Annotated in this window: 18 protein-coding genes; 14 read left to right on the top strand and 4 right to left on the bottom strand. The window is 70.5% G+C overall.

What is annotated here, in order from left to right; genetic code table 11:
- Positions 1 to 53 precede the first annotated feature (53 nt).
- A complete protein-coding gene (locus tag ACWCQM_RS29875; RefSeq protein WP_450918203.1) occupies positions 54 to 2,957 on the top strand; it encodes a vitamin B12-dependent ribonucleotide reductase in 2,904 nt (967 codons plus the stop codon).
- Between the two features lie 169 nt (positions 2,958 to 3,126).
- Here the strand turns inward: ACWCQM_RS29875 and ACWCQM_RS29870 are convergent, their stop codons facing one another.
- Complete coding sequence (locus ACWCQM_RS29870; protein WP_450918202.1) at positions 3,127 to 3,657, bottom strand: TerD family protein; 531 nt, start codon at positions 3,655 to 3,657, stop codon at positions 3,127 to 3,129.
- A 203-nt stretch (positions 3,658 to 3,860) separates the two neighbouring features.
- On the opposite strand from ACWCQM_RS29870, the gene ACWCQM_RS29865 reads away from it, so the two are divergent.
- The 6 genes from ACWCQM_RS29865 (at position 3,861) to ACWCQM_RS29840 (ending at position 10,299) form a co-directional block, all read left to right on the top strand.
- Positions 3,861 to 4,466, top strand: coding sequence for a YdbC family protein (locus ACWCQM_RS29865; protein ID WP_450918201.1), 606 nt, complete (start codon positions 3,861 to 3,863; stop codon positions 4,464 to 4,466).
- Between the two features lie 201 nt (positions 4,467 to 4,667).
- Positions 4,668 to 5,327 (top strand): histidine phosphatase family protein, encoded by a 660-nt coding sequence (locus tag ACWCQM_RS29860; RefSeq protein ID WP_450918200.1) that lies wholly within the window; start codon positions 4,668 to 4,670, stop codon positions 5,325 to 5,327.
- A gap of 12 nt (positions 5,328 to 5,339) precedes the next feature.
- The gene (locus ACWCQM_RS29855) at positions 5,340 to 6,257 is read left to right on the top strand and encodes an ADP-ribosylglycohydrolase family protein (RefSeq protein WP_450918199.1); all 918 of its coding nucleotides are present in this window, start codon (positions 5,340 to 5,342) and stop codon (positions 6,255 to 6,257) included.
- A 265-nt stretch (positions 6,258 to 6,522) separates the two neighbouring features.
- On the top strand, positions 6,523 to 8,412 hold the full coding sequence (locus ACWCQM_RS29850) for a DUF4153 domain-containing protein (RefSeq protein WP_450918198.1): 1,890 nt from the start codon (positions 6,523 to 6,525) through the stop codon (positions 8,410 to 8,412).
- 450 nt (positions 8,413 to 8,862) lie between these two features.
- On the top strand, positions 8,863 to 9,573 hold the full coding sequence (locus tag ACWCQM_RS29845) for a ribonuclease HII (RefSeq protein WP_267080161.1): 711 nt from the start codon (positions 8,863 to 8,865) through the stop codon (positions 9,571 to 9,573).
- A 60-nt stretch (positions 9,574 to 9,633) separates the two neighbouring features.
- Entirely contained in the window at positions 9,634 to 10,299 is a 666-nt protein-coding gene (locus tag ACWCQM_RS29840; RefSeq protein WP_450918197.1) for a hypothetical protein, read from the top strand.
- 56 nt (positions 10,300 to 10,355) lie between these two features.
- Here the strand turns inward: ACWCQM_RS29840 and ACWCQM_RS29835 are convergent, their stop codons facing one another.
- Entirely contained in the window at positions 10,356 to 10,988 is a 633-nt protein-coding gene (locus ACWCQM_RS29835) for a hypothetical protein (protein ID WP_267080163.1), read from the bottom strand.
- A gap of 216 nt (positions 10,989 to 11,204) precedes the next feature.
- Entirely contained in the window at positions 11,205 to 13,376 is a 2,172-nt protein-coding gene (locus ACWCQM_RS29830; RefSeq protein ID WP_450918196.1) for a RecQ family ATP-dependent DNA helicase, read from the bottom strand.
- Positions 13,377 to 13,487: 111 nt separating this feature from the next.
- Here ACWCQM_RS29830 and ACWCQM_RS29825 point away from each other — a divergent pair, with 111 nt between their 5' ends.
- The 6 genes from ACWCQM_RS29825 to ACWCQM_RS29800 all read left to right on the top strand — a co-directional run bounded on the left by ACWCQM_RS29825 (position 13,488) and on the right by ACWCQM_RS29800 (position 21,729).
- Positions 13,488 to 14,831, top strand: a complete 1,344-nt coding sequence (locus ACWCQM_RS29825) for a DUF4192 domain-containing protein (protein ID WP_450918195.1) — start codon at positions 13,488 to 13,490, stop codon at positions 14,829 to 14,831.
- A 153-nt stretch (positions 14,832 to 14,984) separates the two neighbouring features.
- The gene (locus tag ACWCQM_RS29820; RefSeq protein ID WP_267080166.1) at positions 14,985 to 15,749 is read left to right on the top strand and encodes an NUDIX hydrolase; all 765 of its coding nucleotides are present in this window, start codon (positions 14,985 to 14,987) and stop codon (positions 15,747 to 15,749) included.
- A 350-nt stretch (positions 15,750 to 16,099) separates the two neighbouring features.
- A complete protein-coding gene (locus ACWCQM_RS29815) occupies positions 16,100 to 17,860 on the top strand; it encodes an ABC transporter ATP-binding protein (RefSeq protein ID WP_450918194.1) in 1,761 nt (586 codons plus the stop codon).
- Between the two features lie 160 nt (positions 17,861 to 18,020).
- Positions 18,021 to 18,899, top strand: coding sequence for a FadR/GntR family transcriptional regulator (locus ACWCQM_RS29810; protein WP_267080168.1), 879 nt, complete (start codon positions 18,021 to 18,023; stop codon positions 18,897 to 18,899).
- 323 nt (positions 18,900 to 19,222) lie between these two features.
- Positions 19,223 to 20,770 (top strand): RNA polymerase sigma factor, encoded by a 1,548-nt coding sequence (locus ACWCQM_RS29805; RefSeq protein WP_267080169.1) that lies wholly within the window; start codon positions 19,223 to 19,225, stop codon positions 20,768 to 20,770.
- Positions 20,771 to 20,898: 128 nt separating this feature from the next.
- On the top strand, positions 20,899 to 21,729 hold the full coding sequence (locus ACWCQM_RS29800; RefSeq protein WP_450918193.1) for a S1 family peptidase: 831 nt from the start codon (positions 20,899 to 20,901) through the stop codon (positions 21,727 to 21,729).
- A gap of 105 nt (positions 21,730 to 21,834) precedes the next feature.
- Here ACWCQM_RS29800 and ACWCQM_RS29795 read toward each other — a convergent pair whose 3' ends face one another.
- Entirely contained in the window at positions 21,835 to 22,065 is a 231-nt protein-coding gene (locus tag ACWCQM_RS29795; protein WP_073748127.1) for a DUF7455 domain-containing protein, read from the bottom strand.
- Positions 22,066 to 22,497: 432 nt separating this feature from the next.
- Here ACWCQM_RS29795 and ACWCQM_RS29790 point away from each other — a divergent pair, with 432 nt between their 5' ends.
- The gene (locus ACWCQM_RS29790) at positions 22,498 to 24,624 is read left to right on the top strand and encodes a DNA gyrase/topoisomerase IV subunit B (protein ID WP_073748128.1); all 2,127 of its coding nucleotides are present in this window, start codon (positions 22,498 to 22,500) and stop codon (positions 24,622 to 24,624) included.
- Positions 24,625 to 24,653 lie beyond the last annotated feature (29 nt).

The following is a 24,653-nucleotide window of genomic DNA, read 5'->3' as shown; positions in this document are numbered from 1 at the left end:
CCTGGGAAGAACTGGGCACTTCAGGGCGTTTTTGCCCACATATGGGAGGCGGCATGACAGAGACGGCGAGCGGCCCGGCACGAGGTTCCCGCACCAAGGGAGCCAAGTCGACTGCGACCAAGCAGGGCCTGCGCATCGAGCGCATCCACACGACCCCCGGCGTGCACCCGTACGACGAGGTCGCGTGGGAGCGCCGTGACGTCGTCATGACCAACTGGCGCGACGGCTCGATCAACTTCGAGCAGCGTGGCGTCGAGTTCCCCGACTTCTGGTCGGTGAACGCGGTCAACATCGTCACCAGCAAGTACTTCCGGGGTGCCGTCGGCACGCCGCAGCGGGAGACCGGCCTGCGGCAGTTGATCGACCGGATCGTGAAGACCTACCGGAAGGCCGGCGAGGACTACAGCTACTTCTCGTCCCCCGCCGACGCGGAGATCTTCGAGCACGAGCTGGCCTACGCCCTCCTGCACCAGATCTTCAGCTTCAACTCGCCGGTCTGGTTCAACGTCGGCACGCCCCAGCCGCAGCAGGTCTCGGCCTGCTTCATCCTGGCCGTCGACGACTCCATGGAGTCCATCCTCGACTGGTACAAGGAAGAGGGAATGATCTTCAAGGGCGGCTCCGGCGCCGGCCTGAACCTCTCCCGCATCCGCTCCTCCAAGGAGCTGCTCTCCTCCGGCGGCAACGCCTCCGGTCCGGTCTCCTTCATGCGCGGTGCCGACGCCTCCGCGGGAACGATCAAGTCCGGTGGCGCCACCCGCCGCGCGGCCAAGATGGTCATCCTCGACGTCGACCACCCCGACATCGAGAACTTCATCGAGACCAAGGTGAAGGAGGAGGAGAAGATCCGCGCCCTGCGCGACGCGGGCTTCGACATGGACCTGGGCGGCGACGACATCACGTCCGTCCAGTACCAGAACGCCAACAACTCGGTCCGCGTGAACGACGAGTTCATGAAGGCCGTCGAGTCCGGCGGGAAGTTCGGCCTGCGCGCCCGGATGACCGGTGACGTCATCGAAGAGGTGGAGGCCAAGTCCCTCTTCCGCAAGATGGCGGAGGCCGCCTGGGCCTGTGCCGACCCCGGCATCCAGTACGACGACACCATCAACCACTGGCACACCTGCCCGGAGTCCGGCCGCATCAACGGCTCGAACCCCTGCAGCGAGTACATGCACCTGGACAACACCTCGTGCAACCTGGCCTCGCTGAACCTGATGAAGTTCCTCAAGGACGACGGCGAGGGCCGCCAGTCCTTCGAGTCCGAGCGCTTCGCCAAGGTCGTCGAGCTGGTCATCACCGCGATGGACATCTCGATCTGCTTCGCGGACTTCCCGACCCAGAAGATCGGCGAGAACACCCGCGCCTACCGTCAGCTGGGCATCGGTTACGCCAACCTCGGCGCCCTCCTGATGGCGACCGGCCACGCGTACGACAGCGACGGCGGCCGCGCGCTCGCCGGAGCCATCACCTCCCTGATGACCGGCACGTCCTACCGCCGCTCCGCCGAGCTGGCCGCGGTCGTCGGCGCGTACGACGGCTACGCCCGCAACGCCGAGCCGCACCAGCGCGTCATGAAGCAGCACTCCGACGCCAACGCCGTGGCCGTCCACGTGGACGACCTGGACTCGCCGATCTGGGCCGCCGCCACGGAGGCCTGGCAGGACGTGCTCCGCCTCGGCGCGAAGAACGGCTTCCGCAACGCGCAGGCCTCGGTCATCGCCCCCACCGGCACCATCGGTCTCGCGATGTCCTGCGACACCACCGGTCTCGAGCCCGACCTCGCCCTGGTCAAGTTCAAGAAGCTCGTCGGCGGCGGCTCGATGCAGATCGTCAACGGCACGGTCCCGCAGGCGCTGCGCCGCCTCGGCTACCAGCCGGAGCAGATCGAGGCGATCGTCGCCCACATCGCCGACCACGGCAACGTGATCGACGCGCCCGGCCTCAAGAACGAGCACTACGAGGTCTTCGACTGCGCGATGGGCGAGCGTTCCATCTCGGCCATGGGCCACGTGCGGATGATGGCGGCGATCCAGCCGTGGATCTCCGGCGCGCTCTCCAAGACGGTGAACCTGCCGGAGACGGCCACCGTCGAGGACGTCGAGGAGGTCTACTTCGAGGCGTGGAAGATGGGCGTCAAGGCGCTCGCGATCTACCGCGACAACTGCAAGGTGGGCCAGCCCCTCTCCGCCAAGACCAAGGAGAAGGAGAAGGAGGCGGTCACCGCCAAGGCCGAGGACACCATTCGTACGGCCGTCGAGAAGGTCGTCGAGTACCGTCCGGTCCGCAAGCGTCTGCCCAAGGGCCGTCCCGGCATCACCACCTCCTTCACGGTGGGTGGAGCCGAGGGTTACATGACCGCCAACTCCTACCCGGACGACGGTCTCGGCGAGGTCTTCCTGAAGATGTCCAAGCAGGGCTCCACCCTCGCGGGCATGATGGACGCCTTCTCGATCGCGGTCTCGGTCGGCCTGCAGTACGGCGTGCCGCTGGAGACCTACGTCTCCAAGTTCACCAACATGCGCTTCGAGCCGGCCGGTATGACGGACGACCCGGACGTGCGGATGGCGCAGTCGATCGTCGACTACATCTTCCGCCGCCTGGCGCTCGACTTCCTGCCCTTCGAGACGCGTTCGGCGCTCGGCATCCACTCGGCCGAGGAGCGTCAGCGCCACCTTGACACCGGTTCGTACGAGCCCGCGTTCGGCGACGACGACATGGAGAGCCTGGCGCAGTCCGCTCCCGTGCACGTCGAGCCGCTCAAGGCGGTCGCGTCGCCCGAGGAGAGCGCCGCGGAGAAGCCGGCCCCCAGGGCCGCGCACACCTCGGCCGAACTGGTCGAGATGCAGCTCGGCATCAGCGCGGACGCCCCGCTCTGCTTCTCGTGCGGTACGAAGATGCAGCGGGCCGGGTCCTGCTACATCTGCGAGGGCTGCGGCTCGACCAGCGGTTGCAGCTGACACCGGGCGGAACGGCGCCGGACGCCATGTCCGACGTGATCCGCACAAGCGGCTGACCAGCAGCTGACGAAAGGGGACCGGCCTGTGGCCGGTCCCCTTTCGCGTGGCGCGGGGCGGTCCCGGGAGGCCACGGCCGCGCGGCCGTGGCGGAGCGGCACGACGCCGGGTGTCAGTCCGAGCGGCTGCCCATCGTCGCGGCGAACGAGCCGGGATCGCCCTCGAACCCCCGGACGGCCGCGCGGAAGCCCCAGGCCCCCGAGGCGTCCCGTACGAATTCCGCGACGACCGCGGCGGTCGCGGACGCCACCCGGGAGAAGTCGTCCTCGGCCAGACTGGTGTAGCCCTCGCTGATCTGCACGGCCGTGTGCTCTATCTCGCCGAAGGTCTTGTGGCCGTCGCGCTGCTGGATCGCGACGCCGACCACGACCCTGGCGTACGCGTCCGAGAGCCGGTCCAGTTCGAGCGTCATGACCTCGTCGAAGCCGAAGCCCTGGCCCGTCCGGCTGTCCCGGTTCAGGGTGATCGTGCCGTCCGGGGACCTGCTGTCGAAGTGCACGAGGTAGGCGGGACTTCCGTAGGGCGCCTCCGCCCCGTACGTGGCCGCGATGATGTCGAGGTCGTTGGCGGGTTCACCGAAGGCGCTGGGGTCCCATTTGACCCTCACTTCGACCTTCTCGATGTCCTTGTTGGGAGTGCTCACCGGACGTGCCTCCTCGCTGCTGGGCCGACGGACCGCTTCCACCCTCAGATCATGTCCGTAACTGTCCGTGAATCCAACCGCGTTGGAATCGGACGGCGGATTCGGGCCATCGCACGGCGGGGCCGCGCGATCCCGGGGCGCCGACGGCGGCCGGAACCCCCGGAGCGTGACCCGCGCCACGCCGGGCGCCGTACGATGGCGCGGTGCTGGTCAAGTGGATTCGCTGCACCGTGGTGGACCGCCGCGGTTTCGAGCGGGGGCAGCGGAAGTGGGCGGGTCTGCTCGGCGAGCCCGGATTCCGGGGGCAGAGCGGCGGGTGGAGCCGGGGGCAGCCCGACGTGGCCCATGTGTTCGCCTTCTGGGAGAACCGGGTCTTCTACGACTCCTTCATGGCCCGGGAACACAGTCGGCTGGCCGCCGAGCAGTCCGGCACGTACAAGGACATGCAGGTCAAGCTCTTCGAGTACCGCTTCGACGTGAAGACCGGTTTCGAACCCCACTTCACCGACGCGGACGTGGTGCGGGTGGCGCACAGCCGCGTGTACGAGGACCGTGTCGACCATTTCGCGCTCATGCAGCAGAGGGTGTGGAACCCGGCCATGGCGGGATCCCCCGGGATGCTGCGCGGCGTCTTCGGGGAGGCGCCGGGACACGAGTTCCTGGTGCTCTCGATGTGGCAGTCGAGCGCGGAGCGCGGCAAGTACCGGCCCGAGAGCATCGCCCGGCTCTCGGCGCGGGCGGAGGCCGAGAGCGACGTCGAGACGCTCACGGGGGACGTGGTGCAGCTGGAACCCTCCTGGACGGTGTGACCGGCTCCCGACGGCTGTTCCGCGGCGGACGGTGCCACCCCGGTTTCCCGGCGGCCGTTCTGTCGTGAACGGGTGCGACCGGCTTCCCGCCGGCAGTTCTGCCGGCCGACACGCCCCCGTACCGCCGTTCCCTTGGTCACATACGCCCGATGGGGCCCGCACAACCGCTCGAACGCGCCGAACGCCCTCTAGGGTCGGTACATGGCACGACCGCAGCGCATCGTTCTCGTCCGGCACGGTGAGTCGGAGGGCAACGTCGACGACACGGTCTACGAACGTGAACCCGACCACGCCCTGAGGCTCACCGGGAGGGGCCTGCATCAGGCACGGGAGACGGGTGTCCTCCTGCGCGACCAGTTCGGGGACGAGCGGGTCAGCGTGTACATCTCGCCCTACCGGCGCACCCACGAGACGTTCCGGGCCTTCGGCCTCGACCTGGAGCGCGTACGTGTCAGGGAGGAGCCCCGGCTGCGCGAGCAGGACTGGGGCAACTGGCAGGACCGCGACGACGTCAGGCTGCAGAAGGCCTACCGGGACGCGTACGGCCACTTCTTCTACCGCTTCGCCCAGGGCGAGTCCGGGGCGGACGTCTACGACCGGGTCGACGCCTTCCTGGAGAGCCTCCACCGCAGCTTCGAGGCCCCCGACCACCCGCCGAACGTCCTGCTGGTCACCCATGGGCTGACCATGAGGCTGTTCTGCATGCGGTGGTTCCACTGGTCGGTGGCGGAGTTCGAATCGCTGTCCAACCCGGGCAACGGCGAATCCAGGACGCTGCTGCTCGGCGAGAACGGCCGCTACACGCTCGACAGGCCCTTCGAACGGTGGCGGACCCCTGAGCCGTACGGCATCACCGGATAGAGTGGCAGTGCGATGACCGCTGACTCCGCTTCCGACCGGCGCTTCGAACGCGCTCTGGCCAGCCTGCGTGGACTGTCCGTGGGAGATGCCCTCGGCTCCCAGTTCTTCGTCCCGGCCAACTACCCCCTGCTCAAGAACCGGGCCCTGCCGCCCGGCACCTGGCAGTGGACCGACGACACCGAGATGGCCTGCTCCGTGCTCGCCGTGCTGGCCGAGCACGAGCGCGTCGACCAGGACGCGCTGGCCCGGTCCTTCGCCACGCATCACGACTTCGACCGGGGCTACGGGCCCGCGGTGAACCGGCTGCTCAGGCTCGTGAGGGAGGGCGGCGACTGGCGCGAGCTCGCGGCGGCGCTCTTCCAGGGCCAGGGCTCCTGGGGCAACGGATCGGCGATGCGTATCGCGCCGCTCGGCGCCTGGTACGCGGACGACCCCGAGCAGGCCACCCATCAGGCCGAGATCTCCTCGTACACCACCCACCAGCACCGCGAGGCCGTCGTGGGCGCCATGGCTGTCGCCGCGGCCGCCGCCCTGGTAGCGGCGCCGGGAGGGCCGCCCACGCCGGCCGGCCTGCTCGACGGAGTCGTCGCGCTCATCCCGCGCAGCGCGGTCGGCGCCGGCCTGCGCCGGGCGCGCGACATGCTGGACTACCAGGACGCGGGGACGGTCGCGGCGGTACTGGGCAACGGCCGCCGGACGAGCGCGCACGACACCGTGCCGTTCGCGCTCTGGTCGGCGGCGCGGAGTCTCGGCGACTTCGAAGAGGCGTTCTGGGTGACGGCGCAGGCGGGCGGCGACGTGGACACCACGTGCGCCATCGTCGGCGGCGTCGTCGCCTCGGGGGGTGCGGCCGGTGCCCCTCCGTCCGACTGGCTGGACCGGACGGAAGAGCTGCCCGGCTGGGTCCCCCTCACCCTGGCGAGCCGCTGACAGACCCCACGGGGGCCTGCTGACGGATCCCGCGAGGCCTGTTGCCGCAGCGCCGGCTTCGGGATGCGGCCTGGGGCGCCCTTTGTCATGTCTACTGTCACGGTCCTGCCACAGGGCAGGCTCTGACCGCTCGGAGAGCCCGCTCGGGACTTACTCTTTCCGCCACGCCGCCCTCATTGATCTTGATGGCGCGCGACCAGAAACACCGGGGCCTTCGCGCCGCGAAGTGGCCGTGCGAGCGGACCCCGGTGGGGGGAGGGGTCCCATGTCAGATCAGCCGTCCGAGGCATCCAGCAGACCAGAGGCATCACCCGCGTCCGACGAGGCCGCGAAGCCGGCGCCGGAGAGCGATGCCGCCTCCGGAAACACTCGTGGGGTGAAGCCGGAGAGCGGAGCCGCCTCCGAAGGCACGCGCGAGGTCAAGGCGGAGAGCGATGCCGGCTCCGGGGGCACCCGCGAGGTCAGGACGGAGAGCGGTGCCGCCTCCGAGGGCACGCGTCGGGCGAAGGCGGCAAGCGTGCCGCAGCAGACGCCCGCAGCGCCCGTGCCGCCGCAGAACCCGGACGTGGACGTGCCGAAGATGCCCGCCTACCTCCAGGGGCCGCCGCCGGCGGATGTCTGGCAGCGCCGAGGGCCGCAGCAGCCGCCGAGCCTGCTGGCCCGGCTGCGGCCCCCGCCCCCGGCCGGGATCGGCGCGGCGACGCTCTGGTCCGTCCTCGCCACTGCCCTGCTCAGCGGGCTGCTGCTCGGTGACGGCCTGGGGGTCAACCTCTTGATCGTGACCGCGCCGGCCGCCGTGGGGGCGTACTTCGCCGCACGCGAGGCAGGGCGCAGGCTGCGGCCCTGGACCGCCGTCTGGGCGGTGGGCGGCCTCGGGCTGCTCGCGGTTCCCGTGCTCCGTGACGCGGGCTGGCCGGTCTTCCTCGCCGTGGTGACGGCCCTCGCCCTCGGCTCGCTGACCCTGCACGGCAGCCGCAGCTGGCCAGGCGTCCTGCTCGGATCGGTGGGGCTGTTCACCTCCGTCGCGGGGGGCGTGCGCTGGGGGTGGCGCGGGGCGCGTGACCGGGCGGACGACTCCCGGGGGAGGGTGCGCACCGTGGTGCGCACCTCGGTGGTGGCCCTCGTGCTGCTCATCGTGTTCGGAGCGCTGTTCGCCAGTGCGGACGCGGCCTTCGCCGATCTGCTGAGCGGCCTCAGCCCCGATGTCTCGATCGGCGACAGCCCGTGGCGCGCCTTCCTGTTCGCGCTCGGCCTCGTCGGAGCCCTCGCCGCGGCCTACACCGCCGCCGCGCCGGTGCGGTGGGACCGCATCGTCGTACGCCCCGGCAAGGCCAGAAGCCGCGTGGAATGGGCACTTCCGTTGGTCGTGCTCAACCTGCTCTTCGCGGCCTTCATCGCGCTTCAGCTCGTCGTCCTCCTCGGTGGATACGACAAGGTGCAGGAGGAGACGGGGCTGACGCCCGCCGCGTACGCCCGCCAGGGTTTCTGGCAGCTCCTCTGGGCCACCGTGCTGACGCTGCTCGTCATCGCCCTCGCCCTGCGCTGGGCTCCGCGCGGCGGTCCCCGCGACCGCACGCTTGTACGGAGCGTGCTCGGCACCCTCTGTGTACTCACGCTGGTGGTCGTGGCCTCCGCGCTGCGCCGCATGGACCTCTATGTCGACGCCTTCGGGCTGACCCGGCTGCGCATCTCGGTGGCGGCGGTGGAGCTCTGGCTCGGAGTGGTCCTCGTCCTCATCCTCGCGGCCGGCGTCTTCGGCGCGAGGATGCTGCCGCGCGCCGTCGCCGTGAGCGCGGCCGTCGGTGTGCTGGCGTTCGGACTGATCTCGCCCGACGGGCAGATCGCCGAACAGAACGTCCAGCGGTACGCCAGCGACAGGACCATCGACATCCAGTACCTCAAGGGGCTCTCGGCGGACGCGGTGCCGGCCCTGAACCGACTGCCGGAGCCTCTGCGCTCCTGTGCGCTGGAGAACTTCCAGCACGACGCCGCCACGTCGGACACTCCGTGGTACGCCACCAGTTGGGGTGAGGTGCGGGCCCGGGACATCCTGGAGAAGCACCCCCTGGAGGACCATGGGAGCGAGTGCTACGGCGTGGGCAGGGAAGCCGACGAGCGGGACGGGTACGAGGAGGACTCCTACGACCCGTACTGAGCCGTCCCGGCCCGCCGGCCGGCCTCGGCGCACGGCTCGACACTCCGAACACCTGGCCGCGTGCCAGGCGTTGACGGAAACGTGCCCGGGCCGTGCGCCCGGCGCCTCCCAGGTCCTCCGGGCGCCGTGTCCGGGGGCAGGGTGAGCGTCCGCGCCGGGTTCACGAATGCGATGCGACGAGACGTCGAGAGGTTCATACGGCTTTCACGGGCAGGTGGTCTCTCCCTGACGAGTGACCGTTCCGGAATGTGCGGGTGTAAATCTCTGGGCGTCGGGGCCGTAGAGAGTGCCCGGCCGGTCCAGGGGTGCGTGCCCCCGTGCCCGCCGCCCCGCCCCGCCCGTCGGAGACCGGTCCGCAGCGCCCCTCGTGCGGCCTCGTGCGGACCGGATCACCGGACGGTGCCCCCGGGGTGTTCTTGCCGTGCCCATCGGCGTAACCTGGCAGGCGCCATGCCGTACGAACCACCCACGCACACCGTCGAGCGCTCACTTCGCGCTACCTCCGGTGCCAGGACCGTCGCAGGTGTCGACGAGGTCGGACGCGGAGCGTGGGCCGGCCCCGTCACCGTGTGCGCGGCCGTCACCGGTCTCCGCAGACCCCCCGAGGGCCTCACCGACTCCAAGCTGATCAGCCCCAAGCGCCGGGCGGAACTCGCCCCGCTGCTCGAGAAGTGGGTCACCGCCTACGGACTGGGGCACGCCTCGCCGCTGGAGATCGACGACCTCGGCATGACCGCCGCGCTCCGCCTGGCCGCCGTCAGGGCGCTGGAGGCCCTGCCCGTGCGCCCCGACGCAGTGATCCTCGACGGTAAACACGACTACCTCGGGCAGCCCTGGAACGTCCGTACGGTGATCAAGGGCGACCAGTCCTGCATCGCCGTCGCCGCGGCCTCGGTCATAGCCAAGGTCCACCGCGACACGATGATGGCCGAACTGGGCGCGGACACGGGGCAGTACGCAGACTTCGCCTTCGGCGCGAACGCGGGTTATCCGTCACCGGTGCACCGGGCCGCGCTGGAGGAACAGGGGCCCACGCCCCACCACCGCCTCAGCTGGTCCTACCTCGACGCGCTGCCCAGGTGGCAGCACCTGAAGAAGGTCCGATTCTCCGCCGAGGCGGCCGCACTGGAAAGCGGGGGCCAGCTCGGCTTCGACTTCTGATCGCACAGGCGCACCCATCCGCCGACGCCTACCGCGCCGGCCGTGACAGACAACCCATTCATGCCTCTCATCCCCGAGGAGCCTCAGATTCCCGAGAGCGCCCAGGGTCCCCGCGTTACTCCGGCCGCCGGCCGCACCGCGCCGACCCCCCGTCCCGTACCTGGTCCGCGTTCCGCGGCCACGCCGCGTCCCGGAAGCCCGGGCCGCGGCCCCGCGCGGCCCGCGCCTCCGGCGCAGCGCCCGCATCCCGCACCGCCGGTTCCGGCCGTTCCGGCCGCTCCGGCGCCCGCCGCGGCTGGGGCACCGGCCGCCCGGAAGCTGCCGGAAGGCTCTTCCGCCGCACAGTTCCAGCTGATCCCCGCCCCGGCGGGCGGCGCGGTCGACGCCGCCGACGAGGCCGTCGACCTGCTGCTCGATTCCGGACGGGCACCCGGTGACATCCTGGTGCTCACCACGGGCGAGCAGCACCCCTGGGCCGCGCACGAACTCTCCTTCGGAGAGGCCGCGTACTGGGCCCAGCACGACGCGGGTGACGATGTCTTCTTCGCCCGCACGGCGAACGCCGCCCGCTGCGCCTCGCGTTCCGTGATCGTCGTCGCGGTCAACGGCGACCTCGACGAGACCTCGGCCCGCGCCCTTTCCGACGCGCGGCAGCGTGCCGGCGTGCTGCTGATCGTGTGCGGGGACCCGCAGAAGGTCAACGAGGCGCTCGGCGCCGGCGTCTGAGTCGCACGTCCGTGGGTCCCGCTCGTCCAGGAGGACGTCCGGGGCCCACGTCCCTCTCAGCGGGCGGCGCTCCGACGCAGTGCTTCGGCCGCTCCGCCACCGGTGCGCAGCGGGACCGGATCAGGGTCGGCCGAGGTGTCGGCCAGTGCCGACGGCCTGGACGACAGCGTCGGTCTGCGCCCGCCCCGGCCCTCGCCGAGGACCTGCCAGCCCCCGCGCGTCAGGGTGATGTAGGCCCCGCACCGAAGGCCGTGCAGGGTGCAGGCGTCCCGCAGCCCCCACATCCATGCCCCGTCCTCCTCCGTCCACCGCTCGTCGCCCTCGCGGCAGTAGAGCAGGACGGCCGTACGCACCGGCGTGCGGCGGCGCAGGTCGTGCGGGATCACCCGGCGCAGATGCGCCAGCAGGGCGTTGCGGAACTCCCAGCCGTCCGTGGCCAGGGTGGTCCGCCGGGTGAACGAAGCGCTGGCCGTCAGGCGCTCCTCGTGATCCAGTACGGCGACGACCGCGGTGGCGGGCGTCGGCCGATGCCGGGCGTGGAGTCCGCTGACGACCTCACGCGGACTGCGGAGCAGCGGTATGCCGGCCGCAGCCCACTCGGCCGGTTCGAGCATCCTGGCAACGTGGTTGACGGAGCCCGCGGACGCGGACAGTGAAGTGGCTGCGGACGGAGCGAATCCGAAGGTCACGGTCCTCCCTTCGCTACGCGCCCATGATGCGGGCAGGGTCGAGTGAGGGCGCGCCGCGGCACAGCCCTTCCGGGCCCGCGAAAAGACCGTGCGGGGAGCGACTCCAATTCTTCCTGCCGTACCGGCGGGCGGCAACGAGCAATTGGCGCGGCTGACGGGAATGGGGCGGAATGGTACGGATATCCCTGCCCGTTCAGCGCCGGACGATGCCAACTGTCACGCCTGAACAGCAAGGACCAGCGGAAACACCCCCTCCGCTCCGGCTCGGCGCAGCAGACGTGCCGCGACCGCGAGTGTCCACCCGGTGTCGGAGAGATCATCCACGAGCAGGACGGGGCCTCCGGCGGACGCGAGAGCTTCCGCCAGGGCGGGCTCGACGACCAGGGCCTCGTGCAGCGCCTTCACCCGCTGCGCGCTGTTGGTCTGGGAGATCCGCAGGTCCTCGCTCCCCGGTGCGTAGGCGACCGTACCCAGCAGGGGCATCCGGCCGATCTCCGCGATGCGGCTGCCGAGCGACTGGACCAGCTGCGGCCTGCGGCGCGAGGCGACCGTGACGACACCGACCGGCCGCGGGGCCGCGTCCGGGGCGCCGGACGCCCAGCCGCCCGGCCCCTTCGCCCAGTCGCTGACGACCGTGACCACGGCGTCGGTCACATCGTCGGGGACCGGGGCGTCCTGGGCCTGCGCCGCGAGGAGCGGACGGAGTCTGTTGCCCCAGCCGATGTCCGAGAGCCGGCCCAGCGCCCGGCCGGGACGGGCCAACTCGCCCGCCGGGATGCGGCCCTTGAGCTCGACCCCCACGGCGGACAGTCCGGTGGGCCACATCTTGCGCGGCTCCACCTCCACGCCGGGCCTGCCCAGCTCGCCGCGCGCCCCGTCCAGGGCCGCGGTGGAGACCTTGTCGTCGAACCGTGGGCCCGCGCAGTTGTCACAGCGCCCGCACGCGGTGGCCTCCTCGTCGTCCAGCTGGCGCCGGAGGAACTCCATGCGGCAGCCGGTGCCCGAGGCGTAGTCACGCATGGCCTGCTGTTCGGCCGACCGCTGCCGCGCGACCCACGCGTAGCGATCGGCGTCGTAGACCCACGGCTCGCCCGTGGAGATCCAGCCGCCCTTCACCCGCTTCACCGCACCGTCCACGTCCAGCACCTTCAGCATCGTCTCGAGACGGGTGCGCCGAAGATCGACCAGCGGCTCCATGGCGGGCAGCGAAAGAGGACGGCCGGCCTCCGCCAGGACGTCCAGGGTCCGGCGCACCTGCTCCTCCGGAGGAAAGGCGACGGAGGCGAAGTACTGCCAGATCGCCTCGTCCTCCTTGCCCGGGAGCAGCAGCACCTCCGCATGATCCACTCCACGCCCGGCGCGGCCGACCTGCTGGTAATAGGCGATGGGGGAGGACGGCGAACCCAGGTGCACGACGAAGCCGAGATCGGGCTTGTCGAACCCCATGCCGAGCGCTGATGTGGCCACGAGGGCCTTGACCCGGTTGGCCAGCAGATCGTCCTCGGCCTGCTGCCGGTCGGCGTTCTCCGTCCTGCCCGTGTACGACGCGACGGGATACCCGCACTGGCGGAGATAGGCGGTGATCTCCTCGGCCGCCGCGACGGTGAGGGTGTAGATGATGCCGGAGCCCGGCAGCTCCCCGAGATGATCGCCCAGCCAGGCCAGGCGGTGGGCGGCGTTGGGCAGTTGGAGAACGCCGAGACTCAGGCTCTCCCGGTCCAGCGGGCCCCGCAGGACCAGCGCGTCCGTGCCCGCACCCGTGCCCAGCTGCTCCGCGACGTCGGCCGTCACGCGCGCGTTGGCGGTGGCCGTCGTGGCGAGCACCGGAACCCCCGCCGGCAGATCGGCGAGCATGGTCCGCAGCCTTCGGTAGTCCGGGCGGAAATCGTGGCCCCAGTCGGAGATGCAGTGCGCCTCGTCGACCACGAGCAGACCCGTCGCGGCGGCGAGCCGCGGCAGCACCTGGTCACGGAAGTCCGGGTTGTTGAGCCGCTCGGGGCTGACGAGGAGCACGTCCACCTCGCCCGCGGCCACTTCCGCCTGGACGGTCTCCCACTCCTCGGTGTTCGAGGAGTTGATCGTGCGCGCGCTGATACCTGCGCGCGCGGCCGCCGCCACCTGGTTGCGCATCAGCGCCAGCAGCGGCGAGACGATCACCGTCGGTCCGCTTCCCCGGGCGCGCAGCAGCGAGGTCGCGACGAAGTAGACCGCGGACTTCCCCCACCCCGTCCGCTGGACGACCAGCGCTCTGCGCTTGTCCGCGACGAGTGCCTCGATGGCCCGCCACTGGTCCTCGCGCAGCCGGGCGGCGCCCGTGGCGTCCCCGACCAGGCGGGCAAGTACGGAATCGGCCGAGGCTCTGAGATCTGCGCGGTCTGCGTTGGTCATGCCCCCATGCAACCCGATGCCTACGACAAACCGCGAACGGCCGGGCGAGGCCTGTGGACAACTTTATCCACAGGGGTCGCGGAAATCGGCGGCTCGCGGGACGGTCATCCCATGAACAACCACCACGAATCCATCGGCCCTTCCGACACGCAGCAGATCACCCTGCGCGGTCCCGCCGAGCTCGCAGACGCCCTGCCCTATCTGATGGGTTTCCATCCGAACGACAGCGTGGTCATGGTGGCCCTGCACGGTGGGCGGGGCCGCTTCGGCGGCCGCCTGAGGCTGGGCATCCCGAGCGAGCCGCAGGAGTGGGAGCCGGTCGCCGACCAGCTCGCGCAATGCCTGATCGCGGGGAGTGAGAGGCGCGAGTCGCGCCCCGACGCCATCGTCGTCTTCCTGTGCCAGGACCCGGCCGAGGGGGAGAGCCCTCCGCAGACCATGGAGCGGCTGAGGCCACTCGCGCAGTATCTGCGGACCGCCTGTGGGGCGCGCGACGTTCCCGTACTCGAAGCGCTCTGCATCTCCGACGGCCGGTACTGGTCCTACTGCTGCCCCGACGCCCGCTGCTGCCCGGTCGAGGGCAACCCGCTGGCACTCCCGGGCACCACGGTGATGGCGGCGGCGGCCGCGTACGCCGGGATCCAGGTGCGCGGTTCCCTGCGGGACATGGAGGCGCGGCTCACGCCGTGGGAGTCCCCGGCGGCGAAGGAGCAGGAGAGCGCTCTGGATTCGGCCGGCGCCGTGCTGGTGTCCCGGATCCTCGATGTCGACGGGCGAGGCGAGGTGGCGCGGGAGACCCTGGCGGTCGCGCGTGACCTCATGGAGCGCCTCGGGACCGCTCCGGCCGTGGGCGCCGCCGAGGCGGACACCGCTGACGACGCGCTGATCACCCCGGAGGAGGCGGCGGCCGTGATTCTCGGTCTCCAGGACCGGGAGACCAGGGACAGGGCCGCCGAATGGATGGAGGGGCGGGAGGCCGAGACGGCGCTGCGGCTCTGGCGGGCGCTCTCCCGAAGGTGTGTCGGTCCGTATGTGGAGCACTCGGCGGCGCCACTCACGCTGGCCGGCTGGGTCTCCTGGTCCACCGGCGACGAGGCGAGCGCCAGGGTGGCGCTCGCGCTCGCCCTGAAGGCCGATCCCGACTACACCTTCGCTCAACTGCTGCACCAGGCGTGCAATCAGGGGCTGGACCCGGAGACGCTGCGCCGTTGTCTGCGAGGGGAACGTGACCTGCGTGCAGGTCATGAGGACGGCGGCCGTCAGGATCGTGCCGCCCGGCGTCCGGAGCCCGGCGGCGGGAGCCGGCGGGCGCACCCCCGGCCCGCGAAACGCGCACGGAGGGCGACGGCCCGGACCGCACCGGGCGAGGCCCCCCGCCCGCGCCCGTCCACCGGCAGGCGCCGGGTCCGGGTGGCCCGGCGCCGTGCGCACGGGAGCGCCGAGAGCCGGGGCTGACAGGCGTCTGCCCGCCGGGGGACGGGGTCCGCGCCCCTCGGGGACCGGCCGGGGAGAAAGGGGGACCGCAGCCGCGCGCGGAACAGGTGCCGCGCACGGAACCAACATCGCGAAGGGAGTGTTTATCGTCAGGAAGACGACTATGATTTCGGCATGCCGCCCTACGACCCGTCGACCTTCCCGCCCTTCGCCGTCACCGTCGACCTGGTCGTCCTCACGGTGCGCCGTCACGCGCTCTGCGCCCTGGTGGTGCGCCGTGGCGAATCACCGTTCCAGGGCAGGTGGGCACTGCCCGGCGGATTCGTCCGCGCCGACGAGGACCTGGGTGCGGCGGCAGCGCGTGAACTGGTCGAGGAGACGGGACTCTGCGCCCACGACCCGGCCACGCCCGCCGTGGGCAACGGCGCACACCTCGAACAGCTGGCCACCTACGGCGACCCCGCGCGCGACCCCCGGATGAGGGTCGTGAGCGTCGCCCATCTCGCACTTGCGCCCGACCTCCCCGCTCCGCGTGCGGGTGGTGACGCGAACAGTGCCCGCTGGGCGCCGGTGGAGGACCTGCTCGGGCCGGGAGGGGGCTTCGGCCGCGACGGTGAACAGTCCGCGCCACTGGCCTTCGACCACGCGAGGATCCTTGACGACGGGGTGGAGCGTGCCCGTTCGAAGATCGAGTACTCCTCGCTGGCCACGGCGTTCTGCCCACCGGAGTTCACCGTAGGCGAGCTGCGGAGGGTGTACGAGGCGGTGTGGGGCGTGGTCCTGGACCCCAGGAACTTCCATCGCAAGGTCACGGGCACACCCGGCTTCCTGGTTCCGTCCGGAGGGACGACCACCCGGCAGGGCGGTCGTCCCGCACAACTCTTCCGGGCGGGTGCGGCCACCGTGCTCAACCCTCCGATGCTCAGGCCGGAGGTCTGACGGAGCCCGGACGTCCGGAAGTCGCGAAGTCGCGAAGTCGCGAAGTCGCGAAGTCGCGAAGTCATACGGAAGTCGGAAGCCCGGATTCGCGAAGTCTCACGGAGTCCGGAAGCCGGAACCCCGGAAGTCGCGAGGTCATAGGGAAGCCGGAATCCTGGAGCCGGTCGGACTCCGGGAGGATCCGACCCGGTCCTCCTGGAGCCCGGGCCCGGTGACGAAGGCGGCGTCCGCCGCTCGAACCCGCGGAACGCCTCAGGCGCTGTGGTGCACCAAAAGTCTGAAATGTCGCGTTATCTTGCTGGGGTACTCCACCCTGCCGCCGAGCGGTCTCACCCTCCGCGAGAGAAGCGATGCTCCAGGCCATCGGACTCACCAGCACACCCCGCCGCGACGGCCCGCCCGCCGTGGACGACCTGACCTTCGAAGCCCCGCCCGGCAGCGTCACCGCGCTGCTCGGCGCTCCTGGCTCCGGCAAGACCACCGCCCTCCGTCTGATGCTCGAACTCGAAGCAGGCAGGGGCGTCACCTACTTCAGGGGCCGCCAGCTGCACCGCATCGGCCACCCCGCCCGCGAGGTCGGGGTGCTGCTCGGGGACGTACCGGGCCATCCCGCGCGCACCGCCCGGGGGCAGCTCCGCATGCTCTGCGCCGCCGCGGGTGTTCCCGCGTCGCGAGCGGACGAACTGCTCGAAGTCGTCGGGCTCGCCGGGCTGGGGGACCAGCGCATCGGAACACTCTCGGCGGGCATGGACCGACGGCTCGGCCTGGCCTCGGCGCTGCTCGGTGATCCGCACACGCTCGTTCTCGACGAACCCGCCGACGGCCTGTCGCCCAGGGAGAGGAACTGGCTCCACGGGCTGCTCCGCGCGCACGCCGCCGAAGGCGGCACGGTCCTGCACACGACCAGCGACCCCAAGGTGGCGGCCGGAGCGGCCGACCGTGTGGTCACCATCGAGGAGGGGCGCCTCGTCGCCGACCAGGGCGTCGCCGACTTCTCCCGTACGCGGCTGCGGCCCCGGGTCGCCGTACGGACCCCGCATGCCGCGCGTCTGGCAGCCGTGGTCAGCCGGGAGGCGCGTGCCGCGCGGCGCTCGGTCGAAGTGGTCGCCGAGGACGGCAGCAGGTTGTCCGTGTACGGCAGCAGTTGCGCGGAGGTCGGGGACGCGGCGTACCGGCACGGTGTGCCCCTGCACCAACTCGCCGACGAGATCGGGGACGCGGGCCCGGTCGCCCCTCCGGCCCAGGGTCCGGCGGGCGGTACGGCGAGGACGGTTCGGCCCGGGCCCGCCTCGGCCGTGGCGATCTCGGAGCTGCCCCCTCCGATCCCCGTACGTCCCGCCCGTGGCCCGCTCCGGCCCCTCCGGTACGAACTGCGCCGCCTCTTCGGCGTGAGGACAACCGTCATGATCATGACGGCCGTTCTGCTGGTCTCGGCGGGTGTCTCCGTGCTGCTGGCCCGCTCGGGCGGAACGCCGTTGCCCGATCTCCTGGTCGCCTGGCCGGACGTGCTGCCCCTCCCGCCCGCGGCGTTCGCGGCGGGGCTGCTGGGCGCCCTCTCCTTCGGGGACGAGTTCCGCTACCCGGCGCTCGCCGCAGGACGCGGAACGGTTCCGCGCCGACTCGGTCTTCTGCTGGCCAAGCTGACGGTGTCCGCGGGCGTCGCGCTGCTGCTCGCCCTGCTCTGCGTACTGGCGGATGCCGAAGCGCTGCGTCTCGTGTACGGCGGCGACTTGGTGACCGTCCCGGCGAACGCGCCGCAGCTGGCCGTCAGTTGGGCGGGCCTGGCGGTCGGCTGCGCCTGGGCGGGGCTGTTGGCGGCAGGTGTCTTCAGGCTCGCCGTCGCCGGAGTCGCGGCGGTGCTCGCGGTCCCTGTGCTTGTCGTACCGCTGATCCAGAAGCTCCTCGCGGGTCCGTCCGCCCGTTCGATCGTCGGACTGCCGGGCAGGCTCCGCGAACTCGCCTGGCTGCAGTGGCCGTACGAGACGGACCGGTGGGCCATGGCCGCCGTACGGGTCGTGACACAGCCCGTGGGGCTGGCGTTGTCCCTCTCCCTGTCGGCTCTGATCTGCGCATATGTGGTCACCAGCCTTCGAGGGAGGGCCCGTTGGTGAAGGGGAGGCGCAGGGGTGGCGGGTGCTCGTGCGCAACTCCATTGAAAACATGCGATTTCTACCGATAAAGCGTCAATTGAGAGGCGGGTGCCGATCACCCTTTCGTGTGCTTTTCAGCAAAGACCTCAAGGGGTGGCTGAGCCGCGCCGACAAAGACTGCGTGAGTACCCTTGCGCACACCATGATGACCGCCGCCCGCTCCGCCGACTCCGGCCCGGGCGAACTCGACCGTTACCCCTACGCGGAGGCGCCTGCCGGCGAGCGCGCCGCGCTTCGCTCCTGGGGCGGTGCCGAATCCGACCTGGGGCGGGCGAGCCGGCGCGGCACGGCCAGTCGCGGCCGTGGACTTCACGGCCAACTGGTCCAGCAGCTCGGCCAGATGATCGTTTCCGGTGACCTCGGTGCCGACCGCCCCCTCGTTCCTGAGGAGATCGGCCAGCGATTCGAGGTCTCCCGCACCGTTGTGAGGGAGTCCCTGCGCGTTCTCGAGGCCAAGGGCCTGGTCAGCGCCCGGCCCAATGTGGGCACCCGGGTCCGGCCGGTGAGCGACTGGAATCTGCTGGACCCCGACATCATCGAATGGCGTGCTTTCGGCCCGCAGCGGGATGACCAGCGCCGCGAACTGGACGAGCTCCGGTGGACCATCGAGCCGCTGGCCGCGCGGCTGGCGGCCGGGCACGGCCGTGAGGACATTCAGCAGCGCCTCGGCGACATGATCGAGATCATGGGACACGCGATGGGGCAGGGGGACGCCATCACCTTCTCCCGGGCCGACGCCGAGTTCCACTCGCTGCTGATCCAGGCTGCCGGCAACCGCATGCTCGAACACCTCTCCGGGATCGTGTCCGCGGCCCTCCATGTCTCCGGCGGTCCCGTCACGGGCTGCGACCGCCCTGCCGAGGCATCGCTCGGCCACCATGCGCGGATCGTCGAGGCCCTTGCGTCGGGTGACGCCGCGGGCGCCGAGGCCGCCATGCGGCAGCTGCTGCTCGGCCACCTGGACGGCGAGCGGGTGGTTCCCGCGCCCCGGGAGCACTGAGCATCGCCAGACCGGGGTATGCGGACCGTATGCCGCCGGGCCTCCCGGTTCGGCGGCATAGTTGTACGGAGATATGACCTCTGGGTCGGTTTGTCGCTAATGAGGTGTGACTGGGGCCACGCGAATTGGGCGTAACACTCCTCGGAACAGTGCGATGACCTAAGAGGTGACCGTCGCGGAAGGAATACAGCAGCCATGTAGCGCGCTGTGCAGTTCTGAGGCCAAGCCCGCGCCGTCGGCAACATCCCCAGCCGCCGGTCGTCGGTTCCAGCCCTCTCCAGGGCCGGGCCGGAAGCCGTTTCCATCGTTCCGAGAGGTTGTTCGTGTCGGCCAGCACATCCCGTACGCTCCCGCCGGAGATCGCCGAGTCCGAGTCTGTGATGGCGCTCATCGAGCGGGGAAAGGCTGATGGGCAGATCGCCGGCGATGACGTGCGTCGGGCCTTCGAGGCTGACCAGATTCCGCCAACCCAGTGGAAGAATGTTCTGCGCAGCCTCAACCAGATCCTCGAGGAAGAGGGTGTGACGCTGATGGTCAGTGCCGCGGAGTCGCCTAAGCGCGCCCGCAAGAGCGTCGCAGCGAAGAGCCCGGTCAAGCGCACCGCCACCAAGACAGTCGCGGCCAAGACGGCCGTGACCCGGACCGTCGCGGCCTCTGCCGCCCCGGCGGCAGCAAGTGCGGATGCGGTGGCCGACGACGCCGCCGTCGCCGCTCCTGCGAAGAAGGCAGCAGCCAAGAAGACGGTTGCCAAGAAGACCGCCGCGAAGAAGACGGCGGCCAAGAAGACGACGGCGAAGAAGTCCGGCAAGCAGGACGACGAGCTGCTCGACGGTGACGAGGCTGTCGAGGAAGTCAAGGCAGGCAAGGGCGAGGAAGAGGAGGGCGAGGGCGAGAACAAGGGCTTCGTCCTCTCCGACGACGACGAGGACGACGCGCCTGCGCAGCAGGTCGCCGTCGCCGGCGCCACCGCCGACCCGGTCAAGGACTACCTCAAGCAGATCGGCAAGGTCCCGCTCCTCAACGCCGAGCAGGAGGTCGAGCTCGCCAAGCGCATCGAGGCAGGCCTCTTCGCCGAGGACAAGCTCGCCAACGCCGACAAGCTCGCACCGAAGCTCAAGCGCGAGCTCGAGATCATCGCCGAGGACGGCCGCCGGGCCAAGAACCACCTGCTGGAGGCCAACCTCCGTCTCGTGGTCTCGCTCGCCAAGCGCTACACCGGCCGCGGCATGCTCTTCCTGGACCTCATCCAGGAGGGCAACCTCGGTCTGATCCGCGCGGTGGAGAAGTTCGACTACACCAAGGGCTACAAGTTCTCCACGTACGCCACCTGGTGGATTCGTCAGGCCATCACCCGCGCGATGGCCGACCAGGCCCGCACCATCCGTATCCCGGTGCACATGGTCGAGGTCATCAACAAGCTCGCGCGCGTCCAGCGCCAGATGCTCCAGGACCTGGGCCGTGAGCCCACCCCGGAGGAGCTGGCCAAGGAGCTCGACATGACCCCTGAGAAGGTCATCGAGGTCCAGAAGTACGGCCGCGAGCCGATCTCCCTCCACACCCCGCTGGGTGAGGACGGGGACAGCGAGTTCGGAGACCTGATCGAGGACTCCGAGGCCGTCGTGCCGGCCGACGCGGTGAGCTTCACGCTGCTCCAGGAGCAGCTGCACTCCGTGCTCGACACCCTGTCCGAGCGTGAGGCGGGCGTGGTCTCGATGCGCTTTGGTCTCACCGACGGACAGCCGAAGACGCTGGACGAGATCGGCAAGGTCTACGGTGTGACGCGTGAGCGCATCCGTCAGATCGAGTCGAAGACGATGTCGAAGCTGCGCCACCCGTCGCGTTCGCAGGTGCTGCGCGACTACCTCGACTAGGCCGAGGACGGACATGGGCCGGGCCCGGAACTTGTTCAGGTTCCGGGCCCGGCCCATGTCCGCATGCGGCCCGGACCGGGGCGGATGACGCTGAGTGGGCATCGTTCACCTCGGCGTCAGGAGTCTCCATGCCCCGCGTTCCCGTCCGTGCCCTTCCCGCCGCCTTCGCCCTGGCGGCGGCTGCTGCCGTGATACCGATCGGCCCCCCGTCCCCTGCCGCGGCGGACAGCATCATCGTCGGCGGGAAGCCCGCGTCCGTCGCGGACAGCCCGTGGGCCGTGGCCCTGTCCAGCCGTGACCGGTTCGGAGGAACCCGCGCCGGTCAGTTCTGCGGGGGAGTGGCGATCGCGCCCACCAAGGTGCTGACGGCGGCGCACTGTCTGAGGGAGGACGTCCTGGGCAGCGGTGTCTCGGAGGTCCGAGACCTGCGGATCATCGCGGGACGGGACGAGCTGAGCGGTCCGGGGGGCCAGGAGATCGCGGTGCGCTCGGTGTGGATCAATCCGGGCTACGACCCGCATACCAACGCCGCCGACCTCGCCGTGCTCACCCTGACCGGTCCGCTGCCGGCGGACAGCACCATTCCGATGGCCGGAGCGGGGAGTGCGGCGTACGAGCCGGGTACAGCCGCGAAGGTGTACGGCTGGGGAGACACGACGGGGTACGGCGCCTACGCGTCGGGGCTGCGCGCGGCCGATGTCCGCGTACTTCCGGACAGCGACTGCGTGCGGGCCTACCCCGGCGGCTCACAGGGCGCGTACGACGCGTCGTCGATGCTCTGCGCCGGTGACACGGCCGGGGGGCGGGATGCGTGCCAGGGGGACAGCGGAGGCCCGCTGGTGGCCCGTGGGCGCCTCGTGGGGCTCGTCTCGTGGGGCAGCGGCTGCGGGAGCCCGGGCAGCCCCGGGGTGTACACCCGCGTGTCCGCCGCGATCCGGTGGATGGCCGACCGGAACTGAGCGCGGGACGGGTCAAGGGTATGAGAACGGGCGGCTTTCCCATGGGGGAGGCCGCCCGTCGGCCGGTCCGGGACCGAACCCTTGGCTCGTCGTGGATGCGAGGTGTCAGTGTTCCTCGTCGGCGGCACTGGCCTGCACGGCAGTGAGCCGATCCGTCTCATCCTGTATTTCCGCGGCGATCTTCTTGAGTTCCGGCTCGAACTTGCGTCCGTGGTGGGCGCAGAAGAGCAGTTCACCGCCACTGATGAGGACGACGCGCAGATATGCCTGGGCGCCGCAACGGTCACAGCGGTCTGCTGCGGTCAGCGGGCTCGCGGGGGTCAGAACAGTAGTCACGTCGCCTCTTCTCTAGCTCGACGAGCTGTCGTACCAGGGTCAACATCCAACCAGGCCGAAAACGTTCCCGCTCGTGGCATTTCTTCGAAACTTCTTCTCAGGATGGCTGTCTGTTGCCGGTTGGCGGCGAATGTGCCGTATTGCGTAGCGCTACGGTTTCGCGTTGCTTGTGTGGGCCGGTCCGCCGGCTGGCTTGCCGGTTGTTCTTGAGGACGTGCCCGGAGCCTAAATGGTTCATGCCTCGAAGGGAACGTGATGTGCACGTCACTCCAACGAATGATCGAACGTGTATGCGACGCTGCACTAGCATGAGGATTCCCCCTGGGTGGCGTTACAACCGCTCTACCAGGCCTCGGTAGGCTCTCAGCGGCTACCGAGGCCGAGCCCGACACCCACTGGGCCCCAAATGAAATTCAGCGAGGAGCGAACCGCGTGACCGCCGATTCCGTGCCGTCCACTGCGCTGCTGACCGGAGCAGGCGGCGCAGACAGGGACAGCTCCAACTACACCGCGCGGCACCTTCTCGTCCTCGAGGGGCTCGAAGCGGTCCGCAAGCGCCCCGGGATGTACATCGGGTCCACGGACAGCCGCGGCCTGATGCACTGCCTCTGGGAGATCATCGACAACTCGGTCGACGAGGCTCTCGGCGGCTACTGCGACACCATCGAGGTCATCCTCCACGACGACAGTTCCGTCGAGGTCCGCGACAACGGCCGTGGCATCCCGGTCGACGTGGAGCCCAAGACGGGGCTCTCCGGCATCGAGGTCGTCATGACCAAGCTGCACGCCGGCGGGAAGTTCGGCGGCGGGTCCTACGCCGCGTCGGGCGGCCTCCACGGTGTGGGCGCCTCGGTCGTGAACGCGCTCTCGGCCAGGCTGGACGTGGAGGTCGACCGCAACAGCGCGACCCACTCCATCAGTTTCCGGCGCGGTGTCCCGGGCATGTTCACCGAACAGGGTCCGGACAGCCCGTTCGACCCCGCCAACGGCCTCCGCAAGGGAAAGCGGGTGCCGAAGACGCGTACGGGTACCCGGGTGAGGTACTGGGCGGACCGCCAGATCTTCCTCAAGGACGCCAAGCTCAGCCTGGAGACGCTGTACCAGCGGGCGCGCCAGACCGCCTTCCTGGTGCCCGGCCTCACCATCGTCGTGCGCGACGAGCGGGGCGTCGACGGCGAGGGGAAGACGGAAGAGACGTTCCGCTTCGACGGCGGGATCAGTGAGTTCTGCGAGTACCTCGCCCAGGACAAGGCCGTCTGCGACGTCCAGCGGCTGAGCGGGACGGGAACCTTCAAGGAGACCGTGCCCGTCCTCGACGACCGCGGCCACATGACCGCGACCGAGGTCACCCGGGAGCTGGGCGTCGACATCGCCCTGCGCTGGGGTACCGGCTACGACACCAACGTCAAGTCCTTCGTCAACATCATCGCCACACCCAAGGGCGGCACCCATGTGACCGGCTTCGAGCGCTCCCTCACGAGGACGGTGAACGAGGTCCTGCGCTCGGCCAAGCTGCTGCGGGTCGCCGAGGACGACATCGTCAAGGACGACGCCCTGGAGGGCCTCACCGCGGTGGTCACCGTGCGCCTCGCGGAGCCGCAGTTCGAAGGACAGACCAAGGAGGTGCTCGGCACCTCGGCGGCCAACCGGATCGTGGCCAACGTGGTCGCCAAGGAGCTCAAGGCGTTCCTGACCTCCACGAAGCGTGACGCGAAGGCCCAGGCCAGGGCGGTGCTCGACAAGGCAGTGGCGGCGGCCCGCACCCGCATCGCGGCCCGCCAGCACAAGGACGCGCAGCGCCGCAAGACGGCTCTCGAGTCCTCCTCGCTGCCCGCGAAGCTCGCGGACTGCCGGAGCGACGACGTGGAGCGCAGCGAGCTCTTCATCGTGGAGGGCGACTCGGCGCTCGGCACCGCGAAGCTGGCCCGCAACAGTGAGTTCCAGGCGCTGCTGCCCATCCGGGGCAAGATCCTCAACGTCCAGAAGTCGTCCGTCTCGGACATGCTCAAGAACGCCGAGTGCGGCGCCATCATCCAGGTCATAGGAGCGGGCTCCGGGCGCACCTTCGACATCGACGCGGCGCGCTACGGCAAGGTCATCATGATGACGGACGCCGATGTCGACGGCTCGCACATCCGTACCCTGCTGCTGACGCTCTTCCAGCGCTACATGCGCCCGATGGTCGAGGCGGGGCGGGTCTTCGCGGCCGTGCCCCCGCTGCACCGGATCGAGCTCGTCCAGCCCAAGAAGGGCCAGGACAAGTACATCTACACCTACTCGGACAACGAGCTCCGGTCGACCCTGCTGGAGCTGCAGCGCAAGAACGTCCGCTTCAAGGACTCGATCCAGCGTTACAAGGGACTCGGCGAGATGGACGCCGACCAGCTGGCGGAGACCACCATGGACCCGCGCCACCGCACCCTGCGGCGCATCAACATCGGCGACCTGGAATCCTCCGAGCAGATCTTCGACCTGCTGATGGGCAACGAGGTCGCCCCCCGCAAGGAGTTCATCACCAGCTCGGCCGCCACGCTGGACCGCTCGCGTATCGACGTCTGACGGTCTCCACCCGTGGGTGGAGGCCCGTT

It is taken from the genome of Streptomyces sp. NPDC002125 (genome assembly GCF_053593715.1).
Note: the sequence above shows the minus strand (reverse complement) of the source record. Positions and strands in the feature narration are given on the sequence as shown.